This is a genomic window from Bradyrhizobium sp. 613_E4_N2_2 (assembly GCF_052075995.1).
GTDB lineage: Bacteria > Pseudomonadota > Alphaproteobacteria > Rhizobiales > Xanthobacteraceae > Bradyrhizobium > Bradyrhizobium barranii.
This window is the reverse complement of record NZ_CP197234.1, coordinates 7,347,703-7,361,615: the sequence shown is the minus strand read 5'-3', so window position 1 is coordinate 7,361,615 and position 13,913 is coordinate 7,347,703. Positions and strand designations below refer to the sequence as shown.

Here is a 13,913-nt window from a genome sequence, read left to right as displayed (position 1 = left end):
AACAACCGCTACTTTCCTTCCAGCGTATTGACCGGCGTCCACTCTGGCGATGGTGGATTTGCGGCGAGGGCTTTTGCGCGCTTGGCGAACAGCGCCGACGCCGGGTCGATCTTCGCGACGCCGTCGAACGCCTCGGCCGCCTTCGAAAACTCCCTTGCCCGCCAGCACGCCAGCCCCTCCGCATACGCTGTGGCCACCTTCGTCTGCTCGGCGCCCTCCGCGCCCTTGTCCGCGAGCGGCTCGAACACCTGGATCGCCTCGCCGCGGCCGAGCACCCTGATCGCATCGAGCTCACGCCAAGCGAAAGTGTCGCCGGTCTGCGCCATCGTCGTTTCCGAGGCCATGATGGCGGTGCCGTAATATTTGTTGGCGCCCTCGAGGCGCGAGGCGACGTTCACGGTGTCGCTCATCACGGTGTAGTTGAAGCGGCGGCGCGAGCCGATGTTGCCGACCACGGCTTCGCCGCTGTTGAGCCCGATGCGGTGCGACAGGCCATGGCCTGCGAAGGCGGGATTGCTGACGTTCAATTCCGCGAGCTTCTCGTGGCACTTCAGCGCGGCGTGAACCGCGTTGCGCGCGTGCGCGGGATCGTCGGCCGGCGCGCCAAACATCGCGACGATGGAATCTCCGATATATTTGTCGACATAGCCGCCATGGCTCTCGATGATGTCGGTCATGGCCGAGAGATATTCGTTCATCAGCGTCACCAGTTCGCCCGGCGTCATCGTCTCGGCGATCGAGGAGAAGCCGCTGAGGTCGGAGAAGAACATGGTGACGTTGCGCATCTCGCCGCCGAGCGCCGGCATCTTGCCGGAGGCGACCATGGTGTTGATCACTTCGGGCGCCAGATAGAAGGCAAAGCTCTGGCGCAGGAAGCGCTCGTCGCGATCGGCGAGCACGAAGCGGTAGCCGATCATCATCGCGAGGGCGGCAAGACTTGCGAGCGCAGGCTCGGTCGGCGGCAGCGCCAGCGCGTGCACGAACGCGGCGACGGCGACGGCTGTGTAAGCGGCAGTGAGGCCGAGCCATGCGATCATCGCGCCGCCCGGTGCGAGCATGGAGGCCGCGCAGGCGATGATCGCCGCGAACACGATCGCAAGAACGGTCCGCATGGGAAAGCCGAGCTCGGTCACGGCGTCGCGCTCGATCAGGTTTCGCACGACGGTGGCGTGCACGAAGACGCCGGCGATATCGCTCCGGGCCTTCTGTGCGGTGCTTGCCGGGGCGGGCAGGGCACAGCGCGCGGCCGGCGCCCCGTCATATCCGCCCGCAAGGCGCATCGAGGTGAGCTTGCGGTCCTCGAAGTTCAGGGCGGTGCCGAGCAGCACGACCTTACCGTCGAAGGCGTGGCGGAAGAAATCGCGGTCGCCTTTTTCGACGCAGGCGCGCAGATCGGCGAAGGAATAGGTCGGAACGTCGCGGCCCATTCCGCGGAAGTTGAGCGTCAGCGTGTTCGGCACCGCGCTCGGGACCGAATAGCCGGATAGCTCGGTCGCACCGGACGGCGCAATCGCGGGCTTTCCGCCGAGCGCGCGCGCGGCGAGCTCGACTGCCATCGCGGGGGCCGGCTTGCCGTCGATGGAGAAGCTGAGTGGCATTCGCCGGATGACATCGTCCGCGTCGGTATGGACATTGAGCGCGCGGATGTTGGTGCGCACCGCCAATTGTTGCGCACGATACGGCCTCTCCGGATGGTCGTTGCTGAGGATCTCGCCGAGCACGAGCTTGTCGCCGTCGGAGAGTTGCCGCAACGCTATCAGGTAATCCCGGTCAAACCCTCTCATGCGCGCGCCGAGCGGCACCTCGCCGAAGGGGATTTCCGACTGCTCGATCGAGCTTGGAAAGATGACGTCGAAGCCGATCACCTTGGCGCCACCGTCGGTGATGCCGGTGAGCACACGGCCGATCTCGCGTGTCCAGGTCTGCGTCGGCGATCCCTTGAAGGGTGGGGTGTCGTAGGTCTCGCCGTCGATGGCCACGACGACGACCGGCGAATCGGCGGGATCGCGGCGATCGCCGACGAGCTTCCAGCGCAGCGCCGTGAGGATATCGAGCGAGAGACCTTGCAGCGTCTGAAGCGGCGGGGACGTGAAGACCGCGCCCGCAACCAGCGCAATCAGGATCGCCGCAACGATGTCCCGTCCCCCGATCCGTCGCATCGCCCCGTCGCAGACCGCCTATTCGAGCCGCAGCAGCCGGCCGACGATCGGCGTCGGCGATGACGTGGCGCTGGCATCGACCTGGAAAGCGTAGCGCTTGGCGCCGAGGATGGCGAGATAGCTGCCGCCCGGGGTCAGTGTCTTTCCGGCTTTGGCAAAGTCATAAAACTTGCCACCGACCATGATCTCGCTCTTGAGCGGCACGCTGATCGTGGGCTCCTTGCCGTCGGTGCGTTCGATCACCAGCGTGCTGCCGCTCTTGGCCTGTATCAGCGGGGCGACGCCATAGAGCGTCGGCAGCTTGGCCGGCGGCGCTCCCTTGGCGTCCGATCGCATGGTGCGGAAGGTCGTTGCGGCGCTCTGGTTGGCCTCGCGCTCGGACAGTTTTGCTGCATTGGTATCGCAGGGCACCTTCTCGCGCTTGACCTCGCCGAGTTGCACGGTGCTCTGCTCGGCGCCGACCAGGACGACGCCTTCGCTGATGATCTCGCGCTGGCAGGATTTGAGGTAGCTGAGCGTGATGCTGGCCTTGGGCCCGAGCTTGATGATCTTGCCGGGCGCCACATAGTCCATGAACGCGATGCCGTCGACCTTGCCCTGGACGTCCTCGACGATCGCGGCCGGGGTCTCCGCCAAAGCGGGGGCCGCAAGACAGAACGCGCCGACACCAGCGCCGATCAGGCTTCTCATGGGAGTTCTCATCCAATTCGACCGATATATCGCCGGTCCCCGTCTTGGTCCGATGCTTAGCAGCGGCGCGTCCAGACAAATGTGACCGGAATCACTCTTGGTTGTTGGTGCACTCTAGCAGGAACAGGTTCAAACCTGCGACCGGAGAAAAGCGAAGCCGCAGCAAGCTATTTGCCGGATGGATCATGTCAGGCGGCCGGGACGGGCTCAGGCAACCGGTCCTCGACCGCAGGGCTCTCTGCCGCACACTCTATAATAGGCGCGAGAGGGGCTTCGGTCTTCTGATACGGCGTCGCCTGCTGACCGGCGGCGATTTCCACGACCTCGTCCCAGCGCGACAGGAAGGCCTCGACGCAGGCCGGGTCGAACTGCCGGCCCTGGTTCTCGACCAGATAGTCGCGCGCCACGTCGAGCGGCATCGGCTCTTTATATGGCCGGCGCGTCGTCAGGGCGTCGAAGACGTCGGCGACCGCTACGACGCGCGCGGCGACCGGGATCTCGTCTGCCTGAAGGCCGTTCGGATAGCCCGCGCCGTCCCAACGCTCGTGATGGCCTGCGGCAATTTGCGCACCGAGCTGGATCAGCTCGCAGCTGGAGTCCGCCAGAATCTTTTCGCCGATCGTCGCATGGGTGCGGATCACCGCCATCTCTTCGTCGGTGAGCCTGCCGGGCTTGAGGAGGATATGGTCGGGGATGGCGACCTTGCCGACGTCGTGCAGGGGCGCGGCCAGATAGATGTCGCGGCAGAGCCGGGGCGGCAGGCCGAGCTGCTCGGCGATGATGCGGCTGTAGCGGGCGACCCGCAGCGTGTGCTCGCCGGTGTCGTTGTCGCGGTATTCGACCGCGAGCGCGAGCCGCAAGATGATCTCCTCCTCGCGCTCGCCGAGCTTCTGGGTCGCGGCCGCGACCGCGCTCGCGAGATCCGCGGCCCGGTCGTTCTGCTTGCGCACGGCTGCACCAAGGCGCACCAAATTGCGCAGGCGCACCGTCATCTCCACGCTCTGTGGCTGTTTCGGTAAGAAATCGGTTGCACCAGCCTGCAGCGCTTCCATCTTGACGTCATCGGTCTGTCGCGACGTGATCATCGCGATCGGGATGTCGGCGCAGCCGGGCAGGGTGCGGAAGGCGCGGATGAAGCTGATGCCGTCCATATGCGGCATCTCGTAGTCGACCAGCACGAGGTCGAAGACGCGCTCGCGCGCGCAAGCCAGCGCCTCGACGGGATCGAGGAAAGTCGTGGCCTCGACCAGGCCTTCGGCTTCGATATGACGTTTCAGGAAATTGAGGACAGAGCGGCTGTCATCAACGAGAAGCGCTTGGGTCAGCATCGGCGGCCGGTCTCGTTCGGATGCGAGGCGTGACCTCCACGAATAGTCTTTGCGATTTAACGCGGAGCAAACGCCCGGGCTGCGGCGAACTGACTCAAGACTGCGCACAGCGCATGCGAATTGAGCGAACCATGCACGCCTGCATGCATACGCGAAGTTCTTCGGTTTGTGACCCGTAGTTGTACGGTGATGCCTATTAGGGGTTTGCACACTCTCCCAAGCGAATAGTCGTCGCGCGAGATTCGCGTCATGCGTGCAGCGAATCCCGAGGAAATCTGGGGGACGAATGCCGTCTGACGTCACTGAGCCGAAGTGGTCCCTACGGCTGCCTGCAGATTGCAGCATCGCTGCGATCCGCAGTGTCTATGACCTGATCCGCGAAGCTTTCGGCCGGCAGGATCGGCTCGAGATCGATTGTTCGAGCGTCGACAAGGCCGACGTAACCTCGATCCAGCTTCTGCTGTCGACCGCCAAGACGGGCGAGGCCCAAGGCCGCCCGGTGGTGCTCACATCGTTCTCCCAGTCTCTGCGCAACACCCTTCGCCGCGCCGGCTTCGCCAGCGATGCGATGATCGATCAGCACTTCCCGCAAAAGAAAGATGGCACCTGATGGCCACGATTCTCACGGTCGACGATTCCCCCAGCATCCGTCAGATGATCAAGGTCGTGCTCGAGCCGGCCGGTCACAACGTGATCGAGGCCGGCGACGGCGCACAAGGGCTCGCCAAGGCGCAGGCCGGCAAGCTCGACCTCGTCATCACCGACCTCAATATGCCCGTCATGAACGGGCTGGAGCTGATCCGGGCGCTGCGCAAGCTGCCGAGCGCGGTCGGCATGCCCATCGTGTTTCTGACCACCGAATCCAACGACACGGTGAAGCAGGAAGCCAAGAGCGCCGGCGCCACCGGCTGGATTACCAAGCCGTTCAAGCCGGAGCAGCTGCTCGCCGTGGTCGGCAAGCTGGTGCGTGCATGAACGCGATGGACCCGACAGAGGTCTTTCGCCAGGAAGCCAGCGAACTGTTCGAGGTCCTGGAAGGGGCCCTGCTCGACCTCGGCCAGCGTCCCGACGACCGCGAGCTGGTCGATTCCGCCTTCCGCGCCCTGCATACGATCAAGGGCTCGGGCGCCATGTTCGGCTTCGACAAGGTCGCCTCCTTTACCCACGAATTCGAGACCGCGTTCGACCGCGTCCGCAAGGGCGAGATCAAGCCGACGCAGGAGCTGATCTCGGTCGCGCTTGCGGCCAAGGACTATATCCGCGCGCTGATCGAGGATCCGCAGTCGACCGACGACATCATCGGCGAGGCCATCCTCGACGACCTCAAGCGCTTCGTGTTTCCCGACCAGTCCGCCGCGCCCGTCGCCGAAATCGCCGAAGCGCCGCCGCTGGCCCCCGGTGAAAGCAAGCAGGCCGGCTGGCACCTGTATCTGGAATTTGAATCCCACATCCTGCGCAACGGCTCGAACCCGCTCGATCTGCTGGAAGACCTTTGCAAGCTCGGCCCGTGCTTCGTCGTGCCCGTGACCGACGGCATCCCGTTCCTCGACGAGATGGAGCCGGAAGACTGCTATCTGAAGTGGGACGTCAAGCTGCACGCCGCCTGCGACAAGGACGCGATCGACGACGTATTCATGTTCGTCCAGGACGAGATGAAGCTGACCCTCTCGCCGCTTGAGCAGGTCGAAGCCCCCGCGCCGCTGCCGCTGTTCCAGCTCCTCGACGAGGAGCCGGCTCCTGTGGCCGAGATGGCCGCGCCGGCGGTCGAGGCTGTTGTTGCGCCTGTCGCCGCGCAGCCCGTCGCAAAGGCGGAGCCGAAGCCGGAAGCCAAGCCTGAATCCAAGTCTGAACCGAAACCCGAGGCCAAGCGTGACGATCGCGGCATCGCCACCGTCCGCGTCCAGGCCGAGCGTCTCGACGAGTTGATGGACCGGGTCGGCGAACTCGTCATCGCCCAGGCGCGGCTGACGCAGCTCGCCTCGTCCGGTTCGGATCTCTCGATCAAGATGATCGCAGAGGAAATCGAGCGCCTCGCCTCCTCCCTGCGCGACACCACGATGGGCGCGCGCATGGTACCGATCGGCTCGCTGTTCGGTCGCTTCCGCCGCCTGGTGCACGATTTGTCGCGCGACCTGTCGAAGCCGGTCGAATTCGTCACCACGGGCGAGGATACCGAACTCGACAAGACCATGATCGAGTGCCTGGCCGATCCGCTGGTGCACCTAATCCGCAACGCCATCGACCATGGCATCGAAGACACCGCGACCCGCTCCGCCAACGGCAAGACGGAGCAGGGCCGGATCGAACTCGCCGCCGTTCATTCCGGTGCGCAGGTGCTCGTCACCGTGAAGGACAATGGCGGCGGCCTCAACACCGCGCGCATTCGCGCGAAAGCGGAAGAGCAGGGGCTGATCGCCTCCGGCGCCGTGCTGACCGATCACGAGATCCACCAGTTCCTGTTCCACCCGGGCTTCTCGACCGCGCAGACCATCTCGGCGCTGTCGGGCCGCGGCGTCGGCATGGACGTCGTCAAGCGCACCATCGAGAACATGCGCGGCACGATCGATCTGTCGACCCGGCCGGGCCAGGGCACCACGGTGACGCTGCGCCTGCCGCTGACGCTTGCGATCATCGAGGGTCTTTTGATCCGTGTCGGCGAGGGCCGCTACATCATTCCGTTGTCGGCCGTGGAGGAATGCATCGAGCTGACCGCCGAGGACGAGCGCTCCCGCGGCCGCAACTTCCTCAACGTGCGAGGCAATCTCGTGCCCTTCCTCAGGCTGCGCGAAATCATGACTGCGTCGGGTACGCCCGACCGGCACCAGAAGACGATCATCATCTCGACCGGTGAGACGCACGTCGGTCTTGTCGCGGACCAGATCATCGGCAACCACCAGACCGTGATCAAGTCGCTCTCCAAGCTGCACTCCGACGTCACGATCTTCTCCGGCGCGACGATTTTGGGTGACGGCACGGCGGCGCTGATCCTCGATGTCGCGCAGCTCGTCACGCTGGCGCAGTCGAAGGTCGAGAAACAGCATATCAGCGAGGCGGCCTGATGAACGATGGTTTGACGGGCGAGCATCACGCCGACGCGATGCAGGTCGTAATGATCGGCCTCGGCGAGGAGAAGTTCGCGCTCGACGCAGGCCTCGTGCGCGAGATCATCGATCCCGTGCCGGTGACCAAGGTGGCGGGCGCGCGGGCCTTCGTTCCGAGCGTCATCAACGTGCGCGGCAACGTCATTCCGCTTGCGGACCTGCGCATCCGCTTCGGCATGCCGCAGCTCGACAATTCGGCCGACACGCGCATCGTCGTCATCGAGCTCACGCTCGACGGCGAGCCGGTCCTGGTCGGCGTCACTGCCGACAAGGTCTACGAGGTCACCGAGATATCGCAGGCCGACGTGCAGCAGACGCCGCGCGTCGGCATGCACTGGAAGCCGGAATTCATCCGTTTCATCGCCAAGTGGCGAGAAGAGTTTGTCATCGTTCCCAACATGGAACGCATCCTGAATTGAAATGAGGTCTCGGGGCGAGACTGGGGTAGGGGCTGGAAATGAGATTCACGGTCAAGGCAAAGCTTGCCATCGCGTTCGGTGTGGTCCTGTTGCTGTCGATGGCGGCGGGCGGCCTCGCTTATGTGAAACTGAGCGAGATGATCGACACCGCCGACAGTCTGGTGTCGCGTGCCAACCGGATGGACCGTGCGGCGGAGATCGAGAAGGGTATCCTGCTTCAGGTTCGCGCCGAGAAGAACCTCATTCTCGCGCCTGAAGGCGAGGCGGATCGTTTTATCGCCGAAATCGCCAAGCAGCGCGAGACGCTCTCGAAGTTGAAGGAAGAGATCCAGGCCGCGGCTTCCCCCGAAGGCAAGAAACTCATGGAGAATTTCGGCGTCGCGTATGCGCGGATGAACGCCGTTCAGGACGACGCCCTCAAGACCGCCCGGACCGACAAGGCGAAAGCCGCCGAGCGCTCCATGACCGAGGTCCGCAAGGCGGTCGCCGAGGCCATGGAAGCCGCCAACGTCTACGTCACCAACGTCAAGAAGAACATGGCCGCTCAGGCGGCCCAGGCTCACGAGGACGGCAACCGGGCCCAGCTCCTACTGATCTCGGCCGTGCTGGCTTCGCTTGTCATCGGCCTGATCGCCGCGATCTGGATTTCCTTGAGCATCTCCCGCGGTCTCGGCCGCGCCGTCGGGCTCGCCGGCGCGGTTGCCGATGGCGATCTCAGCCAGTCGATCAAGGTCACAAGCAACGACGAGATCGGCGATCTCGTTACCTCGCTGAACTCCATGGTCGAGAAGCTCAAGCAGATCGTCGCCGAAGCACTCACCGCGGCGCAGAACGTCTCGGCCGGCAGCCAGGAGCTTTCGGCCAGTGCCGAGCAGCTGTCGCAGGGCGCGACCGAACAGGCCTCGTCGGCCGAGGAAGCCTCGTCCTCGATGGAGGAGATGGCCTCGAACGTAAAGCAGAATGCCGACAACGCCAACCAGACCGAGAAGATCGCCGCGCAGTCGGCCAAGGACGCGGAAGCCAGCGGCGTCGCCGTGGGGCGTGCCGTCAATGCGATGCAAACCATCGCCGAGAAGATCACGATCGTGCAGGAGATCGCGCGCCAGACCGACCTGCTTGCCCTCAACGCCGCGGTCGAGGCCGCGCGCGCCGGTGAGCATGGCAAGGGCTTTGCGGTGGTCGCGTCCGAAGTGCGCAAGCTCGCCGAACGCAGCCAGGCGGCAGCGGCGGACATCGGCACGCTGTCGACGGAAACCGTGAAGGTCGCGCGGGAAGCCGGCGACATGCTGTCCAAGCTCGTGCCCGACATCAAGAAGACCGCCGAGCTGGTCCAGGAGATCACGGCGGCCTGCCGCGAGCAGGACGTTGGCTCGGCCCAGATCAACCAGGCGATCCAGCAGCTCGACAAGGTCGGCCAGCAGAACGCCAGCGCCTCCGAGCAGGTGTCCTCTACCTCCGAGGAGCTCGCCTCGCAGGCCGAGCAGCTTCAGTCCACCATCTCGTTCTTCCGCATCGAGCATGCCGGCCGCGGCGAGGCTGCCGCGCCCGCGCCGATCGACCGCGCCGTCACCCAGCTCCGCGCCAAGGCCGCGCACATGGCGGCAGCGGACCGCGGCGTCAAGAAGCCCGCGCCCGCCCGCAAGCCGGCGCGCGCGATGAAGGTCGCCAATGGCGGCGGCTTCGCCTTCGACATGCATGACGGCGAAGACGACCGCGACGCCGAATTCCAGCGCTGACCGCAACTTGAAAACAATCTGACCCTGGACCGTACCATGGCCGCAACCTCGCAATATCTGACGCTCGGGCTCGCCGGCGAGACGTTCGGCATCAGCATCCGCAATGTCCGGGAAATTCTCGACATGCGGCCGATCTCACGGCTGCCGCATGCGCCGAATTTCCTGCTCGGCATGATCGACGTGCGCGGCAGCGGCTATCCCATCGTCGACCTCCGCACCAAGCTCGGCCTGCCGGCCGTGGAAGCGACTGAAGCGACCCGCATCATCATCCTCGACGTGCCGATGAAGGATCGCCTGGTCGGCGTCGGCTTTGTGGCCGATTGCGTGTTCGAGGTCACCGATATCGACGAGCAGGCGATCGAGCCCATCCCCGAGGTCGGCGGCAAATGGCAGTCCGACTATGCCGCCGGGATCGGCCGCAAGGGCGAGAAATTCGTCGTCATCTTCGATCTCGCCAAGCTGATGGCGAACGACGAGATCCCGGAAGGGCGCGATACCTCTCGCGCCGCCTGAATTTGCAAGCGTGAAGCGTGGTCAAGCGTAAGCACCCCAATTCGAACCAACGAGACTGACATGAGATTCACCGTCAAAGCCAAGCTTGCCAGCGCCTTCGGCGTCGTCATCCTGCTGTCCATGATCGCCGGTGCGGTCGGCTATATGAAGCTGGCGGACATGGTCAGCACCACCGAGCTTCTGGTCAGCCGTGCGGGCCGGATGGAAAAGGCCGCGGAGCTGAAGGAAGGCATCCTGTTCCTTGTGCGCGCGGAGAAGAACGCGATTCTCGCAGCGTCCGATGCAGAGCACGAGCAGTTCCAGGCCGACCTCATCAAGAACCGCGATGCGATCACCAAGTCGAAGGACGAGATCTACGCGGCTGCCAGCGAAAGCGGCAAGAAGCTGATGGAGGTCTTCAACGTCGCTTTCGCCAAGCTCAACGCCTATCAGGACGAGACGGTCCGGCTCGCGAAGACCGACAAGCCAAAGGCCCTGGACCGCTCCATGCATGATGGCCGCAAGGTCGTTGCGGACGCGATCGAAGCGGCCGATGTCTACATCAAGAATGTCAAGAAGAACATGGCTGAGCAGGCCGAGCAGTCAAAGCAGGACGGTGCGCGCGCCGAGATGCTGCTGATGAGCCTGGTCATTGCCTCGCTCCTGATCGCCGCGGTCGCGGCGACCTGGATTGCGCTGAACATCAGCCGTGCGCTGGCGCAGGCGGTGGGCCTCGCTGATGCGGTGGCGATCGGCGATCTCAGCCACAAGATCGAGTCCTCCAGCAATGACGAGATCGGAGATCTCATCAAGTCGCTGAACGCGATGACGGTCAACCTCAACGCGACGGCGGCGCTCGCCAACCAGATCGCGCAGGGCGATCTCATGGTCGAGGCCAAACCGCTGTCGGACAAGGATACGCTCGGCCTCGCGCTCGAGCGCATGGTGGAGAAGCTTCGCCAGATCGTGTCGGAAGCCCTGACCGCGGCGCAGAACGTCTCCGCCGGCAGCCAGGAGCTCTCGGCCAGTGCCGAGCAGCTCTCGCAGGGCGCGACCGAGCAGGCCTCGTCCGCCGAGGAAGCCTCCTCCTCGATGGAAGAGATGGCCTCGAACGTGAAGCAGAACGCCGACAACGCCAACCAGACCGAGAAGATCGCCGCGCAGTCCGCCAAGGATGCCGAGGCCAGCGGCGCCGCGGTCGGCCGCGCCGTCAACGCGATGCAGACCATCGCAGAGAAGATCACGATCGTGCAGGAGATCGCGCGCCAGACCGACCTGCTCGCGCTCAACGCCGCGGTCGAGGCCGCGCGCGCCGGCGAGCACGGCAAGGGCTTTGCCGTGGTTGCGTCCGAAGTGCGCAAGCTCGCCGAACGCAGCCAGGCGGCCGCCGCCGAGATCGGCACGCTCTCGACTGAAACCGTCAAGGTCGCGCAGGAAGCCGGCAATATGCTCTCCAAGCTCGTCCCTGATATCAAGAGGACGGCAGAGCTCGTCGAGGAAATCACCGCCGCCTGCCGCGAGCAGGACGTCGGCTCGGCCCAGATCAACCAGGCGATCCAGCAGCTCGACAAGGTCGGCCAGCAGAACGCCAGCGCGTCCGAACAGGTCTCCTCGACCTCGGAGGAGCTCGCCTCGCAGGCCGAGCAGCTTCAGTCGACGATCGCCTATTTCCGCATCGAGCAGGGACGCAGCCAGGCCGCTGCGCCGATCGACCGGGCGGTTACCCAGCTCCGCGCCAAGGCGGCGACAATGGCGGCCGTCGAGCGGCCGGCCAAGAAGCCGCAGGCGAGGCCGGCGCGCGCGGTGAAGGCGGCCGGTGGCGGCGGCTTCGCCTTCGACATGAACGACGGCGAGGACGATCGGGACGCCGATTTCCAGCGCTGAGAGCGGTCAAGAGGTCGGCCCATCCTTCACCGGTGGGCCGATCCGCCGTCAGTGATCGTGTAAACGCGTGGGATTCAAGATGGCCCGTTCGGCCCAATATTCAGTGCAGGCGGCCATCGCGGATCGGGGCATTCAGCCATGATGCCCGCCGTGCAGGATACGGTCGTCCATCTGTCCGACCGCCACTTCCGGACCATAGCCGAACTGATCGAGGGCCAGGTCGGCATCAAGCTGCCGCAGGGCAAGCGGCTGATGCTGGAGGGGCGGCTGCACAAGCGCGTGCGCGCGCTGAACTTCTCCGACCTCAACGAGTATGTCGACAACCTGTTCGAGGCCGATCATTTCGACACCGAGCTGACCCATCTCATCGATGTGGTGACGACCAACAAGACCGACTTCTTCCGGGAGCCCCAGCACTTCACCTTCATGAGGGACGTCGCGATCCCGGCCCTGCTCAAGTCGCACGGGCGGAAGAACGCGAACCTGAAGATCTGGAGCTCGGCGAGCTCCACCGGCATGGAAGCCTACACCACCGCCATGGTGCTGGACGACATGACGCGGAACGGCTCGCGGTTTCAGTACCGCATCCTCGGGACCGACATCTCGACCGCGGTGCTGCGACTTGCCAAGTCCGCGATCTACACCCGCGACGTGCTCGCCCCGGTGCCGGAGCCCTTCGTGAAGCGTTATTTCCTGTCGTCGCGGGACAAGTTGCGCGGCGAAGTGCGGGTGGTGCCGGAATTGCGGCGCATGACGCATTTCATGAGGATGAACCTCATGGATAAGTCCTACCCCGTCGACCGGGACGTCGACATCATCTTCTGCCGCAACGTCCTGATCTATTTCGAGCGCGAGACCCAGCGCAAGGTGATCGAGCAATTGTGCAGCCATTTGCGGCCCGGCGGCTATCTTCTGGTCGGTCATTCGGAATCGATGATTCACAGTGCAGTGCCGGGTCTGAAGCAAGTTCAGCCAACCATTTTCAAGGTCTAGCCGGAGCGCAACCAGAATGCCGAGGGAGAAAGTTCGCGTACTGATCGTGGACGATTCGGCGTCGGTGCGCCAAATCCTGCAAACGATCCTCAACGACGATCCTGACATCGAGGTGATGGGGGCGGCCTCCGATCCGTTCGCGGCGGCGCGCCGCCTCCAGAACGAAATCCCCGATGTCATGATCCTCGACCTGGAAATGCCGCGCATGGACGGCATGACCTTCCTGCGCAAGATCATGGCGCAGCGCCCGATCCCGGTGATCATCTGCTCCTCGCTCACCGAGGAAGGCTCCAACGTGATGTTCGAGGCGTTCGAGGCGGGCGCGGTCGACATCGTGCCGAAGCCGAAGATCGACACCCGGCAGGCGCTGCTCGAATGCTCGACGCGGCTGCGCGAGGCCGTGAAATCGGCAGCGCGCGCGCGGGTGCGTCCGCGGGCGGAGCGCCGTATGATCGAGAGGAAGCTGACCGCCGACGCCATCATCCCGCCGCCGGTGCAGGGCAAGGTCCGGCCGACGACTGAGCGCATCGTATGCATCGGCGCATCGACCGGCGGCACCGAAGCGCTCAACGACGTCCTCGAGATGCTGCCGCCGCACTGTCCTCCCATCGTCATCGTCCAGCACATGCCGGCAGGGTTCACCGCGGCCTTCGCCAGGCGTCTCGACAGCGTCTGCCAGGTCCGCGTCAAGGAAGCCGAGGACGGCGAGCCGGTGCTGCCGGGATGCGCCTATATCGCGCCGGGCGCCCGTCACATGCTGCTCCAGCGCATCGGCCTGCGTTACCAGATCGCGATCAAGGACGGCCCGCCGGTGTCGCGGCATCGCCCCTCGGTCGACGTGCTGTTTCGCTCCGCGGCCCAGCATGCCGGCGCCAATGCGCTCGGCGTGATCATGACGGGCATGGGCGACGACGGCGCGCGCGGCATGCTGGAGATGCGCAAGCTCGGCGCCTCGACCCGCGCGCAGGACGAGGAGAGCTGCGTGGTGTTCGGCATGCCCAAGGAAGCCATCGCGCATGGCGGTGTCGAGAAGGTCGTCTCGCTGCATCATATCCCGCGCGAGATCATGCTCTGGTATCAGGCCGGACACGTTGCGGTGGCAGGTTGATTG

Annotated in this window: 12 protein-coding genes; 9 read left to right on the top strand and 3 right to left on the bottom strand. The window is 64.9% G+C overall.

The features are described 5' to 3' along the window. Positions 1 to 8 precede the first annotated feature (8 nt). From AB7290_RS34825 to AB7290_RS34815, 3 genes are all read right to left on the bottom strand, one after another. Entirely contained in the window at positions 9 to 2,159 is a 2,151-nt protein-coding gene (locus AB7290_RS34825; RefSeq protein ID WP_085402154.1) for an adenylate/guanylate cyclase domain-containing protein, read from the bottom strand. 18 nt (positions 2,160 to 2,177) lie between these two features. Then, positions 2,178 to 2,849 carry a hypothetical protein gene (locus AB7290_RS34820; protein WP_085402153.1) on the bottom strand — a complete coding sequence of 224 codons (672 nt, stop codon included), beginning with the start codon at positions 2,847 to 2,849 and terminating at the stop codon, positions 2,178 to 2,180. 188 nt (positions 2,850 to 3,037) lie between these two features. After that, positions 3,038 to 4,177, bottom strand: coding sequence for a response regulator (locus AB7290_RS34815; protein ID WP_354113350.1), 1,140 nt, complete (start codon positions 4,175 to 4,177; stop codon positions 3,038 to 3,040). A 286-nt stretch (positions 4,178 to 4,463) separates the two neighbouring features. Between AB7290_RS34815 and AB7290_RS34810 the strand changes: the two genes are divergently transcribed. The 9 genes from AB7290_RS34810 to AB7290_RS34770 all read left to right on the top strand — a co-directional run bounded on the left by AB7290_RS34810 (position 4,464) and on the right by AB7290_RS34770 (position 13,910). Next, positions 4,464 to 4,787 (top strand): STAS domain-containing protein, encoded by a 324-nt coding sequence (locus AB7290_RS34810; RefSeq protein WP_063985245.1) that lies wholly within the window; start codon positions 4,464 to 4,466, stop codon positions 4,785 to 4,787. Further along, positions 4,787 to 5,152: a response regulator gene (locus tag AB7290_RS34805; protein WP_008142319.1), complete on the top strand. Its 366-nt coding sequence runs from the start codon at positions 4,787 to 4,789 to the stop codon at positions 5,150 to 5,152. Before AB7290_RS34810 ends, AB7290_RS34805 begins: the two co-directional genes overlap by 1 nt. Continuing rightward, on the top strand, positions 5,149 to 7,236 hold the full coding sequence (locus AB7290_RS34800) for a chemotaxis protein CheA (RefSeq protein ID WP_085402151.1): 2,088 nt from the start codon (positions 5,149 to 5,151) through the stop codon (positions 7,234 to 7,236). Before AB7290_RS34805 ends, AB7290_RS34800 begins: the two co-directional genes overlap by 4 nt. After that, a complete protein-coding gene (locus AB7290_RS34795; RefSeq protein ID WP_201266195.1) occupies positions 7,236 to 7,697 on the top strand; it encodes a chemotaxis protein CheW in 462 nt (153 codons plus the stop codon). Before AB7290_RS34800 ends, AB7290_RS34795 begins: the two co-directional genes overlap by 1 nt. Positions 7,698 to 7,735: 38 nt before the next feature. Further along, a complete protein-coding gene (locus AB7290_RS34790; protein WP_071916275.1) occupies positions 7,736 to 9,433 on the top strand; it encodes a methyl-accepting chemotaxis protein in 1,698 nt (565 codons plus the stop codon). Between the two features lie 36 nt (positions 9,434 to 9,469). Further along, positions 9,470 to 9,946 (top strand): chemotaxis protein CheW, encoded by a 477-nt coding sequence (locus AB7290_RS34785; protein ID WP_063985241.1) that lies wholly within the window; start codon positions 9,470 to 9,472, stop codon positions 9,944 to 9,946. A 60-nt stretch (positions 9,947 to 10,006) separates the two neighbouring features. Further along, on the top strand, positions 10,007 to 11,809 hold the full coding sequence (locus tag AB7290_RS34780) for a methyl-accepting chemotaxis protein (RefSeq protein ID WP_071916274.1): 1,803 nt from the start codon (positions 10,007 to 10,009) through the stop codon (positions 11,807 to 11,809). 138 nt (positions 11,810 to 11,947) lie between these two features. Next, complete coding sequence (locus tag AB7290_RS34775) at positions 11,948 to 12,802, top strand: CheR family methyltransferase (protein WP_071916273.1); 855 nt, start codon at positions 11,948 to 11,950, stop codon at positions 12,800 to 12,802. A 16-nt stretch (positions 12,803 to 12,818) separates the two neighbouring features. Then, positions 12,819 to 13,910 carry a protein-glutamate methylesterase/protein-glutamine glutaminase gene (locus AB7290_RS34770; protein ID WP_063985238.1) on the top strand — a complete coding sequence of 364 codons (1,092 nt, stop codon included), beginning with the start codon at positions 12,819 to 12,821 and terminating at the stop codon, positions 13,908 to 13,910. The last annotated feature ends 3 nt before the right edge of the window (positions 13,911 to 13,913 follow it).

Excerpts from the sequence above, each read along its gene's own strand:
- AB7290_RS34825 (WP_085402154.1), bottom strand. The coding sequence starts at position 2,159 with ATGCGACGGATCGGGGGACGGGACATCGTTGCGGCGATCCTGATTGCG.
- AB7290_RS34820 (WP_085402153.1), bottom strand. The coding sequence starts at position 2,849 with ATGAGAAGCCTGATCGGCGCTGGTGTCGGCGCGTTCTGTCTTGCGGCC.
- AB7290_RS34815 (WP_354113350.1), bottom strand. The coding sequence starts at position 4,177 with ATGCTGACCCAAGCGCTTCTCGTTGATGACAGCCGCTCTGTCCTCAAT.
- AB7290_RS34810 (WP_063985245.1), top strand. The coding sequence starts at position 4,464 with ATGCCGTCTGACGTCACTGAGCCGAAGTGGTCCCTACGGCTGCCTGCA.
- AB7290_RS34805 (WP_008142319.1), top strand. The coding sequence starts at position 4,787 with ATGGCCACGATTCTCACGGTCGACGATTCCCCCAGCATCCGTCAGATG.
- AB7290_RS34800 (WP_085402151.1), top strand. The coding sequence starts at position 5,149 with ATGAACGCGATGGACCCGACAGAGGTCTTTCGCCAGGAAGCCAGCGAA.
- AB7290_RS34795 (WP_201266195.1), top strand. The coding sequence starts at position 7,236 with ATGAACGATGGTTTGACGGGCGAGCATCACGCCGACGCGATGCAGGTC.
- AB7290_RS34790 (WP_071916275.1), top strand. The coding sequence starts at position 7,736 with ATGAGATTCACGGTCAAGGCAAAGCTTGCCATCGCGTTCGGTGTGGTC.
- AB7290_RS34785 (WP_063985241.1), top strand. The coding sequence starts at position 9,470 with ATGGCCGCAACCTCGCAATATCTGACGCTCGGGCTCGCCGGCGAGACG.
- AB7290_RS34780 (WP_071916274.1), top strand. The coding sequence starts at position 10,007 with ATGAGATTCACCGTCAAAGCCAAGCTTGCCAGCGCCTTCGGCGTCGTC.
- AB7290_RS34775 (WP_071916273.1), top strand. The coding sequence starts at position 11,948 with ATGATGCCCGCCGTGCAGGATACGGTCGTCCATCTGTCCGACCGCCAC.
- AB7290_RS34770 (WP_063985238.1), top strand. The coding sequence starts at position 12,819 with ATGCCGAGGGAGAAAGTTCGCGTACTGATCGTGGACGATTCGGCGTCG.